Origin of the sequence: Methylobacter sp., from assembly GCF_036845245.1 — a bacterium.
Classification (GTDB): domain Bacteria; phylum Pseudomonadota; class Gammaproteobacteria; order Methylococcales; family Methylomonadaceae; genus Methylobacter_A.
The window spans coordinates 12,890-26,797 of the sequence record NZ_DAIUEH010000027.1 but is presented as its reverse complement, the minus strand read 5'-3'; the positions used below and the strand labels follow the sequence as shown (position 1 = coordinate 26,797).

At 49.5% G+C, this 13,908-nt stretch carries 10 protein-coding genes and 1 CRISPR repeat array (1 of these 11 running past the window's edge); of the genes, 6 read left to right on the top strand and 4 right to left on the bottom strand.

Features of this window, described 5'->3' with window-relative positions:
• Positions 1-77: 77 nt before the first annotated feature.
• The 3 genes from nifB to V7051_RS13165 all read right to left on the bottom strand — a co-directional run bounded on the left by nifB (position 78) and on the right by V7051_RS13165 (position 2,448).
• A complete protein-coding gene (nifB, locus tag V7051_RS13175) occupies positions 78-1,568 on the bottom strand; it encodes a nitrogenase cofactor biosynthesis protein NifB (protein WP_333875532.1) in 1,491 nt (496 codons plus the stop codon).
• Positions 1,569-1,885: 317 nt separating this feature from the next.
• Complete coding sequence (locus V7051_RS13170; RefSeq protein ID WP_333875535.1) at positions 1,886-2,218, bottom strand: DUF5615 family PIN-like protein; 333 nt, start codon at positions 2,216-2,218, stop codon at positions 1,886-1,888.
• Positions 2,215-2,448 carry a DUF433 domain-containing protein gene (locus V7051_RS13165; protein ID WP_333875536.1) on the bottom strand — a complete coding sequence of 78 codons (234 nt, stop codon included), beginning with the start codon at positions 2,446-2,448 and terminating at the stop codon, positions 2,215-2,217. The genes V7051_RS13170 and V7051_RS13165 overlap by 4 nt, the downstream gene beginning before the upstream one ends.
• A gap of 365 nt (positions 2,449-2,813) precedes the next feature.
• Here V7051_RS13165 and cas1f point away from each other — a divergent pair, with 365 nt between their 5' ends.
• Positions 2,814-3,848 carry a type I-F CRISPR-associated endonuclease Cas1f gene (cas1f, locus tag V7051_RS13160; protein ID WP_333875580.1) on the top strand — a complete coding sequence of 345 codons (1,035 nt, stop codon included), beginning with the start codon at positions 2,814-2,816 and terminating at the stop codon, positions 3,846-3,848.
• Positions 3,845-7,123 (top strand): type I-F CRISPR-associated helicase Cas3f, encoded by a 3,279-nt coding sequence (gene cas3f, locus V7051_RS13155; protein ID WP_333875538.1) that lies wholly within the window; start codon positions 3,845-3,847, stop codon positions 7,121-7,123. The genes cas1f and cas3f overlap by 4 nt, the downstream gene beginning before the upstream one ends.
• A gap of 169 nt (positions 7,124-7,292) precedes the next feature.
• Here cas3f and V7051_RS13150 read toward each other — a convergent pair whose 3' ends face one another.
• Positions 7,293-7,463: a type II toxin -antitoxin system TacA 1-like antitoxin gene (locus V7051_RS13150; RefSeq protein ID WP_333875539.1), complete on the bottom strand. Its 171-nt coding sequence runs from the start codon at positions 7,461-7,463 to the stop codon at positions 7,293-7,295.
• A 461-nt stretch (positions 7,464-7,924) separates the two neighbouring features.
• Between V7051_RS13150 and csy1 the strand changes: the two genes are divergently transcribed.
• The 4 genes from csy1 to cas6f are packed head-to-tail and all read left to right on the top strand — an operon-like array spanning position 7,925 to position 11,748.
• On the top strand, positions 7,925-9,160 hold the full coding sequence (csy1, locus tag V7051_RS13145; protein ID WP_333875541.1) for a type I-F CRISPR-associated protein Csy1: 1,236 nt from the start codon (positions 7,925-7,927) through the stop codon (positions 9,158-9,160).
• A complete protein-coding gene (gene csy2 / locus V7051_RS13140; protein WP_333875543.1) occupies positions 9,157-10,128 on the top strand; it encodes a type I-F CRISPR-associated protein Csy2 in 972 nt (323 codons plus the stop codon). Before csy1 ends, csy2 begins: the two co-directional genes overlap by 4 nt.
• Position 10,129: 1 nt before the next feature.
• Positions 10,130-11,167, top strand: a complete 1,038-nt coding sequence (gene csy3 / locus V7051_RS13135) for a type I-F CRISPR-associated protein Csy3 (RefSeq protein WP_333875545.1) — start codon at positions 10,130-10,132, stop codon at positions 11,165-11,167.
• Between the two features lie 2 nt (positions 11,168-11,169).
• Positions 11,170-11,748 carry a type I-F CRISPR-associated endoribonuclease Cas6/Csy4 gene (gene cas6f, locus V7051_RS13130; RefSeq protein WP_333875548.1) on the top strand — a complete coding sequence of 193 codons (579 nt, stop codon included), beginning with the start codon at positions 11,170-11,172 and terminating at the stop codon, positions 11,746-11,748.
• Positions 11,749-11,879: 131 nt separating this feature from the next.
• Positions 11,880-13,908: direct repeats of the CRISPR family, unit length 28 nt; unit sequence GTTCACTGCCGCACAGGCAGCTTAGAAA (it continues 41 nt past the right edge of the window).

Sequence of the window (13,908 nt, the reverse complement as noted above, 5' to 3'; positions counted from 1 at the left end):
AGTTTTTAACTTGGTTTTTTCTTCGTGCCTTCGTGGTGACATGTTTTTAAGACGATGTTTTATGGGATTACACTAACCTACGCACTGGCCCTAACTGAATCTTTAGCCTCATCCAACTTACCCGCTGCCGCCATCTCTTTGTAAACAGCCAGCACAGCTTCTTCGATGGGTTCCATTGCATGTTCGCCGTTGGGTGCGATTCCGGCCGCTTCAAGTTGTTCCCAAGGTTCATATCCGACTTTCGAACACAACACCGCTTCGCATCCTGCCAAAGCACGGATAGTCAGCTGCAACACGCTTTCACCGTCGCCGCAAGAAGTATCGCCGGCACAATATTGATCGGCTTTGCGATGACTGATAAAACGCACTCCATCCGGCGATGCTTCATAAATCAGGAATTCTTTGGCATGACCAAAGTGCATGTTAATCACGCCTTGCCCGCTGGTGGCTACGGCCATCAATACCGGACGCGTAGTGAGCTTGGGCTCTTCCTTATGTTGCTGTGCCTTTTGGGCTTTTTCCAAACGTTTACTGTCCATCTCAGCCTGTATAGCGACATGAATCACCTTGCGTTTTTCCATCGCCGCCTGATAGTCGATGTCCATCTCTTCAATCTTGTCCAGCGTAAACTCGTCGCCGCGATCTTCACCCAACAAGCCCACCGCATCGGCGCGGCATTGACGGCAATGACGCATCATGTTCATATCGCCGGAACAGCTGTCTTGCAGGTCTTGCAGTTCATCGGGAGTAGGGCCGCGTTGCCCCATCACGCCGTAGAAAGTGCCATGTTCGGCTTCGGCAATCAGCGGCATCACATTGTGCAAAAATGCGCCTTTGGATTTAACGACCTTGCTGACTTCTGCTAAATGCTGATCGTTTATACCGGGAATCATGACCGAATTGACCTTAACCAAAATACCTTTGGCAATCAGCATTTCCAGGCCTTTTTGCTGTTGTTGGATCAGGATTTTTGCGGCTTTTACGCCGGTAATGCGTTTATTGTTCCAGTAAATCCACGGATAAATCTTCGCGCCGATTTCAGGGTCAACGCAATTAATCGTGATAGTGACATGATCGATATTGTGCTTGGACAATTCCTCTACCGAATCGGGTAGCGCAAGACCGTTCGTTGATACGCATAATTTGATGTCCGGCGCTTCTTCGCTTAAACGGCGGAACGTTTCAAAAGTACGCTCAGGATTGGCTAACGGATCGCCGGGGCCGGCGATACCCAGAACGGTCATTTGCGGAATAGTAGCCGCCACCGCCATGGTTTTTTTAACCGCTTGATCCGGCGTCAGCACCTCAGAAACCACGCCGGGACGCGATTCATTACTGCAATCGTATTTACGATTACAGTAATGGCACTGGATATTACAAGCCGGAGCAACAGCAACATGCATTCTGGCAAAGTAATGATGGGCATCTTCCGAATAGCACGGATGATTCTGTACCTTTTCTCGTATTGAATCAGGTAATGAATCCATCTGGTTGTCGGTTGTACCGCATGAACTGGCTGAACAGCCGCCCTTTGATGCCGGAGCATCGTTTAAGACTGGTAATTCCATAATATCTGACCTCGTAAGTTGCGTTTACTTGCTTGCTAAAAGTAAATGCACAGGCCATGCCAAAGGCGATATTATGGTTTATAGTGTTGATTTATAAGGCTGTTAATTTTGTCATTGAGTGCCGTTGTTGCAAACGCAACAGTCATATTTTTAGGTTTTGTAATTAATGGGACAATGGTTTTAATGATGAAAATAACTGCGATCCCGGCATATTACAAACCGCCTGTGCATTCATGACCTTCCTTCATTGCTTCAATATGAAGGTTGGATTCGGGTTTACTCACCCCGTGCCGTCATCAGACGCAGGAACTATAAAGCTATACAATCTCAATACAGGCTTTATTGTCGATAATTAATGCTTGTTCAATGGCTTGCTTATTGTCTAGCAAGATTTTGATAGTTGTTGTTTTTGAATGATTGCCCATCTTGAGCCAAACGATCTTGGGAGGCTGTCCATGAATCAAGCCCATTTCATAAAAATCCGCATCCTGCGTGGCGATGACGAAGTCGTTTTCAATGGCATATTGGCGAATAATACTATCATTGACACGTTCCAGACCGATCAGCGCCACCTGAGTTGATCCGGGGTAGCTGTCTTGGATAAACGGCACGATTCGCCGTGACAGGTTTTCATCAAGCAATAGCTTCATAAAGCTTTGATGATTATAGATTGCCGCTCCCTATCGGCTGCAAATTGTAGGCAGGCGGTAATATCGTCATCAGTTAATTCAGGGAAGTCTTCGATAATTTCATTACGGCTCATGCCATCGGCTAGCCAGGAAAGCACATCATAAACGGTAATCCGTAAACCTCTAATGCATGGCTTGCCGCTACGTTTGCCGGGCTCAATGGTAATCATGTTGCGATAATCGATACTCATGGCTTTGCACTCGTTTGAGATTAGGTAAATCAGATTATATCGCGTTGGTTAATAAATGGGCATACAACCTAAAGCATGCACATCATGCCATTCAAAAAGATTTCTCGGCCCTAATTAATTTTCAGCATTGCGAGGACAGTTTCAGTCTTGTAGTTGGGTATGGCTTTATGCTCAATATTTCGAGGCCTTATATCGTGATGGAATTCGGGGTTGCGAATCATTGGAGTAGTGGGCGTGGATTTAAGAAAACCTTCCGGTAATATTTGGCCCTGTGGTTGCGTGGCTACCTAGCGCTATCTGTATCAGTCAGGTCATTGTAATCCAGCTGTTGTCCTTCAAACGAAGCAGACATTAACTTGAGTACTGTGTTGATCTATGTGGTAGATGCATTATGCTTGGCCTACGAAAAAGATAACAGCCCAAACAAGATACTCATCATAAATGAAATAAAAATGGAACAATTAACCGATTTAAAAGCCATATTGCATTCCAAGCGCGCCAATATTTATTACCTGGAAAAATGCCGGGTTATGCAAAAGGACGGCCGGGTGGTGTACCTGACCGAAGACAACGACCAAAAGCAATATTGGAACATCCCGATCGCCAATACCACCGTCATACTACTGGGCATAGGCACTTCGATTACACAGTCCGCAGTCAGGATGCTGGCTTCCGCCGGAGTATTGATCGGCTTTAGCGGCAGCGGCGGTACGCCGTTAATTGCCGCCTGCGAAGTCGAGTGGCTGTCGCCGCAGAGCGAATACCGGCCTACCGAATATATTCAAAACTGGATGAAGTTCTGGTTCGACGAAAGTAAACGCCTAGCCGTGGCCAAGCGTTTTCAGCAGATGCGCATCGATTACTTGCACCAGGTTTGGCGTAAGGATAAAGGTTTGCAATCCTACGGCTTCTACATCGACGATGCCGATGTAGAACTAGCATTAGACAACTTTAAGATTAAAATCGCCCAAAGCCCCAGCGTTACCGATCTGCTGACAACTGAAGCCCAGTTGACCAAAAGCCTCTACAAAATCGCCGCCACCCGAACCAAACACAGCGGTTTTACCCGCAACCATATAGGCGAAGACGACGCCAACACTTTTTTGAATCACGGCAATTATCTGGCTTATGGACTGGCCGCAACCACACTGTGGGTCTTGGGCATACCGCACGGTTTCGCGGTAATGCACGGCAAAACCCGGCGCGGCGCATTGATATTCGATGTCGCCGATCTGGTGAAAGATGCGTTGATTCTGCCTTGGGCCTTTATTTGCGCCAAAGAACAGATGAACGAGCAGGAGTTTCGTCAACAATGTCTGCAAAGCTTTGCCGAACATAAAGCTTTGGATTTTATGTTCGATACCGTTAAGGAACTGAGCTTGGAAGGTAGCCGGTTATGATGGTGACCTTTGTTTCGCAGTGTGAGAAAAATGCGCTGAACAAAACCCGCCGCGTATTGGATGCATTTGCCAACCGCATAGGCGATTGCACGTGGCAAACCGTAATTACCAATGAGGGCCTGAATGCGGTAAAAAAGCTGCTGCGCAAAACCGCATCCAAAAACACCGCCGTATCCTGTCATTGGCTCCGCAGCCGCAGCCGTAGCGAGCTGGTCTGGATAGTCGGCAACCGCAGCAAGTTCAATGCTCAAGGCATTGTGCCGGTCAATACCACGCAAAAGACCATTATCAACACCCATTGGGAAAACGACTGGCATTATCTGCCGTTGATTAAAGCCTTGACTGCATTGGCGGCGCTGTTTCACGACTGGGGCAAAGCGTCCGCTTGCTTTCAGCAAAAGTTAACCTCCCGAAAACCGCTTGCCGATCCGTTACGCCATGAATGGGTATCAATGGTCCTGCTGTCTACATTAATCAATGGTGAACAAACAGATACCGGATGGCTTAAACGTTTGGCCGACGGCGATATAAACCAATCAGCATTTAAAACCTCAAACTTAAGCAAACAGCCGATGACCGATTTGCCCAATGCCGCTTGTTTTGTGGCTTGGTTAGTCGTGTCACACCATAAGCTGCCGATCAATTGGAGCGATACGAATCGATGGAAAGATGAAGCGTCCAAGGATTTACAAAAAACGCTTAAGAGAATTACGGCCGAGTGGGGTTACCAAAATGACGGGGAGACTGAAAAATGTTTTGAATTTCCAAACGGCTTGCCCAGCCAATCAAAGCCCTGGCTTAAGCAGCTGCAAAAATGGGCCGCCAAACTGCTCGCCTGCCTGCCAAGTCTTGAACAAGCCGTCGCCGACGGCAGTTGGCGCGTAGTTTTGCATCATGCCCGCCTTTCTTTGATGCTGGGCGATCATCATTATTCCTCGCAACCTGCCGACGCGAACTGGAACGGCACGTTGGCGCTTTACGCCAACACCGACAGCAAGACCGGTCAGCTCAAACAAAAACTGGACGAGCATTTATTGGGCGTTGCTAAAAACGCGCTGACCGTCACCCATCTTTTGCCCAGGTTTGAAGACGAGCCACCCGCCGTTTATGACGTAAAGCGCCTGAAACAAAAAAGCGCCGATAAACGTTTTCAATGGCAAGACAGTGCGGTTGCCAAAATCAAAGCCTGGAAAGCCGAGCAAGGTTTAAGCGGGCAACAACGTTTTGGCTTCTTCAGCGTCAACATGGCCGGTACCGGTTGCGGTAAAACCTTAGCCAACGCCAAAATCATGCAAGCTTTATCCAAGGATGGCGACAGTCTACGCTACGCATTGGCACTGGGCCTGCGCACCCTGACTTTGCAAACCGGCGACGAATACCGGCACCGGATAGGGCTGGACGATTCGGAACTGGCGGTGCTGATCGGTTCACGGGCAATCCTGGAACTGCACACGCAAAACCATAAGCCGCAAGATGCGCATGCGGAACAACCCGGCGGTTCGGAGTCTGTGGAAGAGTTATGGGAAGACAACGCCATTGATTTTGATATACCTGACAGCACTTTAAACGCATTAAGCACGGTGTGGACGGATAGAAGCGGCAATATCGACCAACGTAAACAAAAGTTCCTCTATGCGCCGGTGCTGGCCTGCACCATCGACCACCTGATGGCCGCCACTGAAACTACACGCGGCGGCCGCTACATATTGCCTTGTTTACGGCTGATGTCTTCGGACTTGGTGATTGACGAAATAGACGATTTTGACGGCACCGACTTGATTGCAATAGGCCGCCTGATTCATTTGGCGGGGATGCTGGGCCGCAAAGTGATGATTTCATCGGCGACAATTCCGCCCGATTTGGCCGAAGGCTATTTCAATGCTTACCAGGAAGGCTGGGACTTGTTCGCCAAAACCCGCGATGTCGGCAGCCGTATCGGTTGCGCCTGGATCGACGAGTTTTCCACTCAAATCGAGACCTTAATCGATAGCGAGATCCCGGCTTACCGTTCGGCCCATCAAGCCTATACCGACAAAAAACGGCTTAAGATCAACAAACTGGCTATTCGGCGGAAAGCTGAGATTATCGCATTGGATAAAACCGAAACGGATGACTCATTGGAACAGCGCTTCTATACCGCGATACAACAAGCAGCCGTCATGCTCCATCATCGCCATGCCGGACTTGATCCGCATAGCGGCAAGCGGGTTTCGTTCGGCGTCGTTCGTGTCGCGAATATTTCCCCCTGTATCGGCCTGAGCCTGTATTTAGCGGATGCGCAATGGCCTGATGACCTGGATATTCGAGTAATGGCTTATCACAGCCAACAAATACTGTTGCTGCGCCAGGCCCAAGAACAGCATCTGGACGCCGTTTTAAAACGCGACGACAAAGATCGGGTTTTCAACGATCCGTTGATTCGGCAACACCTTGATAACAGCACTGCCGCCAATATGCTGTTCATCCTGGTCGCTACGCCGATTGAAGAAGTCGGGCGCGATCACGATTTCGATTGGGCGGTGGTAGAACCCTCGTCGTATCGTTCGATTATCCAGCTGGCAGGCCGGGTGCTGCGACATCGGGACGAAACCCCGGACACCGCCAATATCGCGTTGTTGCAATATAACCTGAAAGCGTTTACCCAGGCCGACGATTGCCTCGCTTATTGCCGTCCCGGTTATGAAAGCGAGAATCACCGCTTGGACAGCCATGATTTAAACGCACTGATTCCCTCCGGGCAATTGAGCGCAATCAATGCCTTGCCGCGTATTCAGCGCAATGCCGAGCTACAGCCGACCGAGCGCTTGGCGGATTTGGAGCATGACTGCATTCAAGAGTTGCTGACCGCTTATCAGAAACAAGGCCCCGAACAACTGCAAGGCTGGCTGAGCGGTTGCTGGTGGTTGACTGCATTGCCGCAACATTTCAGCCCTTTTAGAAAACAGGATCAGCAGCAGACTTTATATCGAATACCGGACGAAAGAGAGGAGTGGGTATTTGTCGAAAAATCGCCCAAAGGCCAGATCAACCCGGTTGAAGACCGTTACAAAATTGATTCCGCTATTGAACTCAGCCGTCAGGCGCAAGCCAGATGGTGGTTGTATCGTGATTATCAAGCTTTGATTGAAGAAGTTGCGGAACAAAAGAGCTGGTCGTTACGTGAAACTGCATTGTGGTATGGTGAAATCAATGTGCGGATTGATGACAGGGATATTTTGGGCGGTAATAGTCGCAATAGATTGAGTTATTGCGATCAATTGGGGTTGTGGAAATAAGAGTAACTCGCAACAGGGCTCATTAAAAATAGGCTATTGCACAGGCGTAGGCCGGAATAAGGCCGGCAAGCGCGTAGCGCGAGGTGGCGTTTCCGGCGAGTTCGGCGGGTATTTGCCGGAAACACCAGTTCTCGCTATCACTCGAACCGGCTTATTCCGGCCTACAGGTCTACACCCGACAATCTTCGTCGTTGTTATCGATGATTCTCTTATAGCTCAATGCGGCATTTTTCATGCGTTCAGTAGGTTCGGGTGGATTGTCCCGCAGAGCAAAAAACATTTGCCAATCATCTGGACTAAAAAGTGTTGGTTCTATCTTTACGTTGTCTTCGCTTGCCATAAATTCAGCTCGTTGATTTTTTTGATGAAATTATTAAACGTTAAAACCGCAGTTGGGATTATTGGAGTACAAGCTTAGCTTGTACTTGGCAGTCGAAGACTGCACTCCGATAGTGTCTGAGTAAGTTTTCGTGTTTAACGATAACATAGTTTTATCTTTGTTCCCAGGCGCTGTGCCGCTGCTATTAAGTTAAGGAAACGCCATTGAAAACTTATGTCTATTGAACAAAGTTCTCGCTGCTGTAGGGTGCTCCCTACTTGATTAACATTGAGCTGAAGCTTGAGAACCGGCGTAAAGCTTAACTTAATGGCCGTGGGGCAACGCGTGGGAACGAGACATATTTGGACAGTTGGCTTTGATCGGCCATAGTTTAAGCGGTTACAGAATATAAATACGTAGATCGACTTATAACTTTCCCTACATTACACTCTCGTTCGCCATTAATTTAGAGGGACAGTGATATGTTAGACCCCGCAATCGAAAATTTTTTGTCCGAGCGTAGAGCTTCCAAGATTAAGAAGAATCTAAAACCCGGCAGCAGCAATGATGAAAAACACTCCGTTGAGCTTGAAGCGGCTGAGTTTTTCCGCTTGAGCAACTGGTTGCCCGATGCCGCCAAGCGGGCAGGGTGGTTATCGATGCTGACCCATCCCGGCAAATTCACTCATCCAAGCGCTAAAGCCAATGCAATAATCGCTAACGCCGAAGCAAAACCCGACGGCTTTTTACGCACCGGTAATGCGGATGCCGACCTTGATGTGTTAGGCAATGCCGCCGCGTTGGATGTTTATAAATTTCTATCTTTATCATTAGCCGACGGACAAACGGTATTGGCGCATTTAGAACAAAACAGCGCAGCCATTCAAGCGCAGTTTAAGCTGCCCGAACTGCCTTTTGCCGAGTTGCAACAAGACTTGTTAGCTATCAAGCAAACTTCGGGCATCGCCAAAACCTCGGAAAAAATCAAGCAAGTGTATTTTCCGGTTGATGGCGGCTACCACTTGCTATCTCTACTCAGCCCGTCGGGTTTGATGTTTAAACTCAAGGAACGCATTAACGTCATGCGTTTTTCCGATCAAGCCAAACAAGCCCGCGAAGACCGCCGCCATCAAGTTCATAACGAACACGGTTTTGACGAACTGTATAACCTTGTGGTGATCGGCTTTGGCGGCACCAAACCGCAGAATATCAGCGTTCTCAACAGCCAGAACGGCGGCACAGCCTACTTGCTGCCATCCCTGCCACCGCAATTGGAAGTACGCGCGATTCAGCCGCCTAAAAACAGCTTTTTTAGCGACAGCCTGTATTACAAGCATTATCAAGACAGCTTCAAGGCCTTGCACCGCCTGCTTGCAGTCAATCATAACAACGTCGATATCCGCGACGGCCGAGACTATTGGATAGAGTCTATTGCCGAACAAGTCATCGAAAAAGTCTGGCAATTGAGACAACTCGATGCAGGTTGGTCAGAAATAACCAATTTGCCGACGGCGGAAAAAATCTGGCTGGATGCGGCTTATCTTGAGCAACGCGAAAACCAAGACGATTGGCTGGACCACATTATCCGCAGCCTGACCGACTGGTTTCGCATCGCCTACGAAAAAACAGTCGGCAAAGACAAAGCGATTTTCTTCGGCGATGTTGAACTGGCTCATATCCGGGCAGTACTGACAGCGATGCGGGAGGATTTACGGTGAACCGCTTCTTAATCATCCCGCGCTTACAAATCCATAACGCCAACGCATTGTCCAGCCCTTACACCATCGGCTTTCCTGCGATGACGGCCTGGCTGGGCGGCGTTCATGCCTTGCAGCGCAAACTCAACGGCGGACAATTTGATGAACTGGTCTTTACCCGCGCCGCCGTTGCCTGTCACAGCATTGACCTGCAAACCCATAAAGGTCGGGGCGATTATGTGCATTCGATTATCGGCACCGGCAATCCGCTGGATAAAAACGGCGAGCGTCCGTCGTTCATTGAAGAAGCCCGTTGCCATCTGACCGTATCGTTAGTTATCGAATATCAAGGCGTTGACGCGGATGACTACGATACGTTTTTAGCTGCAATCGAAACCCAGCTGAATACGCTCAAACTGGCCGGCGGCGACATTCTGGGCTTTAACAAGCCGGAGTTGCTGAAAGTGGGCGCTAACGCCGACTTAGCCAAACTCACCCGTAAACTGATGCCAAGCTATGTTCTCAAAGAGCGCCGCGATTTAATGATCGAAGCCATGCAAAACCAAGGCGACAACATAGACGCGATTGACGCATTGCTTGATTACTTAACTGTACAGCACCGTAGCGAAGCCGACGAAGCCAATGCTGTTGAATTAAGCAGCGAAGAGCCCTCTCCAAAGGGAGAGGGTTGGGTGAGGGGAAATCAAAAGGCCGATAAAGTAAGACAAACCGAATGGACAGCCAAACGCAAAACCGCAGGCTGGATCGTACCGATTGCGACCGGCTTTCACGGCATCAGTGCATTGGGCAAAGCCGAAAACCAGCGCGACCCGGACACTCCGCACCGCTTCGCGGAAAGCTTGGTCACGCTGGGCGAGTTTGTGATGCCTTACCGCATCAAGCGCTTGGACGACCTGCTTTGGCACAGCCGCTACGATGCCGAAAACAACCTTTACCTGATTGAACAAAACAACCGCAAGGAAAAATAACATGGCTAAGAAAGACACCATCGCAACCGCCTCAGTACTCGCATTCGAGAAAAAACTCGTCCCCTCCGACGGCCGTTTTTACGGCACAACCTGGGACAAACGGACCGAGCAGGCCATACCGCTTAAACTGCTGGAAAAATCGGTGCGCGGCACCATTTCCAATCGCCTGAAAAAAGCCCTGCAAGACGACCCGATGAAGCTGGACGCCGAAGTCGAAAAGCCCAATTTGCAAACCGTCGATAGCTGCGCATTGGGCAGCGATCAGGATACCTTGAAACTCAGTTTCACCCTGAAAATCCTCAGCGGCGTGGAAAAGCCTTCGGCCTGTAACAGCGCCGAATTCAATGCCGGTTATGCAAATGCGGCCAAAACTTATATCGATTCGGAAGGTTTTAACGAACTGGCCAAACGCTATGCCGTCAATATCGCCAACGCCCGCTTCTTATGGCGCAACCGGGTCGGTGCTGAGCGCATTGAAGTTGTCGTTACCGTGAAAAACCAGGGCGAACAGCAAAGTTGGACATTCGACGCGAAGGCCGTCAGCATTAAACATTTCGACCATAACCAAGCCGACATCGCCGCGCTGGCCGCCAAAATTGCCGCCGCACTGGCCGGTAACAGCGAATTCTTATTGCTGGAAATCAACGCCTACGCCCAAGCCGGTCTGGCCCAGGACGTCTACCCCAGCGAAGAACTGGTGCTGGACAAAGGCAACAGTAAATCGAAAAAAAGCAAAATTCTGTACCACATCGACGGCATTGCAGGCATGCACTCGCAAAAAATCGGCAACGCGCTGCGCACCATCGATACCTGGTATCCGGAGCACGGCGAGGCCGACATCGGCCCGATTGCAATCGAACCTTACGGCGCAGTCACCAACCTGGGTAAAGCTTACCGCACGCCTAAAGACAAAGCCGATTTTTACACTTTGTTCGACCGTTTTGCCAGGGGCGAAACCCTGTCCGGCAAAAACGACGAGCATTACGTCATGGCCGTGTTGGTGCGCGGCGGCGTATTCGGCGAAAGCGGCAAGGATTAACCATGAACCATTATCAGGACATCACGTTGCTGCCGGATACCGAAATCGGTTTGCATTTTGTTTGGGAAAAAGTCTACCGGCAGATTCATTTGGGCTTGGTTGAAATGCAGGACGATAACGGCAATTTGCCTATCGGTATCGCCTTGCCCGCCTACAGCGCAGACAAGCACCAGCTCGGTAACAAGTTGCGGCTGCTGGCCGAAACCGAAGACCTGCTTCAGCGCTTTAATGCCCAACAATGGCTGAACCGCCTGAGCGATTATGCGCATATAACCGGCATCCGCAATGTTCCCGAGCGTATCCAAAACCACGCCTGTTACTACCGGATTCAACCTAAAAGCAGTAACGCAAGATTGGCAAGGCGTAAAGCCAAGCGGGAAAACACCGGCATTGAACAAGCCCTTGCCGCACTTGAAAACACGCCGGAGCAACGCAGCGACGCTCCTTATATCTGGGTTAAAAGCCAAAGCAGCGGCGAGCGCTTTCGATTGTTTATAGGCTATGTTGAAGTTTCGGAACCCGTCAGCGAGGGCTTTAACGCGTATGGATTGAGCCGGCAAAGCAGCGTTCCCGTTTTTTAACCATTGCTTGGTTGCGCTTTTTAAAAACTTAGAAGAATCAATATCTTGGAGTTAGCGGGTTTTTGCTTGGTAAAAACCGCTAAACTTACCTAAGCTATTGATGTGTTAGTTAATTCCCGAGCATATTTACAGTTCACTGCCGCACAGGCAGCTTAGAAATGGTGTAAAAATGAACTTACCGGTGCTGAGGAGGTTCACTGCCGCACAGGCAGCTTAGAAAACTCAGCTTTGAATGTGAGTTGGCGGGTGCTGGTTCACTGCCGCACAGGCAGCTTAGAAAAATTAAATCGGATACCGTAGGCCCGACCACCATGTTCACTGCCGCACAGGCAGCTTAGAAAATGATTCAGTTGCAAAAATCCACACCAGTAGCGTTCACTGCCGCACAGGCAGCTTAGAAATCCAGGATGTCGCGGTTAAGGTCGCCGACATAGTTCACTGCCGCACAGGCAGCTTAGAAAGTCACCTCGTCGGCCTGGGATATTCTGATTCCGTTCACTGCCGCACAGGCAGCTTAGAAAACTTTAAGAATGACGGCATCGCTTGGTAGGACGTTCACTGCCGCACAGGCAGCTTAGAAAAGAAATCACGGCGTTTAAATAATCCGCTGCAGGTTCACTGCCGCACAGGCAGCTTAGAAATGTCCGGGATGTAGAGCCAGGCTATTTGTTGAGTTCACTGCCGCACAGGCAGCTTAGAAATTGAATAACAGCGGAATTAATCGCATCGCGCAGTTCACTGCCGCACAGGCAGCTTAGAAAAACCGCAACAGCCGCGTGGTATGCAAATATTCGTTCACTGCCGCACAGGCAGCTTAGAAAGAAATCAAATAATGACGCATTTCCCCACGTCTGTTCACTGCCGCACAGGCAGCTTAGAAAGATTAAAATATGCTCAATAAAGTGATGTTGATGTTCACTGCCGCACAGGCAGCTTAGAAAGTTGGCGCATTGGCGGCATGACCGGCATTTTGGTTCACTGCCGCACAGGCAGCTTAGAAAGCCAATCAGAAAAAAATTGATGATGCGCTTAAGTTCACTGCCGCACAGGCAGCTTAGAAAAGCAGGACAGCAAAGGCCAGCGAATTCTAATCGTTCACTGCCGCACAGGCAGCTTAGAAACGACGGCATTCGTGTTTATGCTGAATCTCAATGTTCACTGCCGCACAGGCAGCTTAGAAACAAATGGATTAGGAAATCCACCGTTAAACAAAGTTCACTGCCGCACAGGCAGCTTAGAAAAATCATTATCTATATGCGTTATTTGCAAATAAGTTCACTGCCGCACAGGCAGCTTAGAAAGACCGCGAGAACAATAAAGCGGCACGGCCATTGTTCACTGCCGCACAGGCAGCTTAGAAAATAATTATGTGGTCGTAATGTAGGGAGCCGGTGTTCACTGCCGCACAGGCAGCTTAGAAACTGTTAATACAGTTCCACCTAATGCAGGGCCAGTTCACTGCCGCACAGGCAGCTTAGAAAAGACGGAAATATTATTGATTCAAAACGAACTGGTTCACTGCCGCACAGGCAGCTTAGAAAAGCGCCGTGTTGGCCGCATCAGCTGCCGATTTGTTCACTGCCGCACAGGCAGCTTAGAAATCACTGAGGATAAAAGTTTTACCCGTCCCAGCGTTCACTGCCGCACAGGCAGCTTAGAAATGAACAGATCCCAATAGACCAGTTTGACTAACGTTCACTGCCGCACAGGCAGCTTAGAAACTATTCCAGATGCACTGTCAGGATATGGATTTGTTCACTGCCGCACAGGCAGCTTAGAAAATGAGGCCGGGGAAACTTACCTGCCAAAGTTAGTTCACTGCCGCACAGGCAGCTTAGAAATGTTGTATTTCTGCGCCCTGGTCTTGGGTAGCGTTCACTGCCGCACAGGCAGCTTAGAAATGTAATGACGGGCTTTACTGAGCCATAGAGACGTTCACTGCCGCACAGGCAGCTTAGAAAAGCATTTATCAACGCTACCATCGGAACTTTTCGTTCACTGCCGCACAGGCAGCTTAGAAAAGCAAGTTTCCGCCAGAAACTGCGTCGTAAATGTTCACTGCCGCACAGGCAGCTTAGAAATACCTTTCAGGATGCGGCCAGTTCCGGTCGTGGTTCACTGCCGCACAGGCAGCTTAGAAAAAGGAGGTGAGTTAAACCG

Excerpts from the sequence above, each read along its gene's own strand:
- cas3f (WP_333875538.1), top strand. The coding sequence starts at position 3,845 with ATGATGGTGACCTTTGTTTCGCAGTGTGAGAAAAATGCGCTGAACAAA.
- V7051_RS13150 (WP_333875539.1), bottom strand. The coding sequence starts at position 7,463 with ATGGCAAGCGAAGACAACGTAAAGATAGAACCAACACTTTTTAGTCCA.
- cas6f (WP_333875548.1), top strand. The coding sequence starts at position 11,170 with ATGAACCATTATCAGGACATCACGTTGCTGCCGGATACCGAAATCGGT.
- csy1 (WP_333875541.1), top strand. The coding sequence starts at position 7,925 with ATGTTAGACCCCGCAATCGAAAATTTTTTGTCCGAGCGTAGAGCTTCC.
- V7051_RS13170 (WP_333875535.1), bottom strand. The coding sequence starts at position 2,218 with ATGAAGCTATTGCTTGATGAAAACCTGTCACGGCGAATCGTGCCGTTT.
- csy3 (WP_333875545.1), top strand. The coding sequence starts at position 10,130 with ATGGCTAAGAAAGACACCATCGCAACCGCCTCAGTACTCGCATTCGAG.
- nifB (WP_333875532.1), bottom strand. The coding sequence starts at position 1,568 with ATGGAATTACCAGTCTTAAACGATGCTCCGGCATCAAAGGGCGGCTGT.
- V7051_RS13165 (WP_333875536.1), bottom strand. The coding sequence starts at position 2,448 with ATGAGTATCGATTATCGCAACATGATTACCATTGAGCCCGGCAAACGT.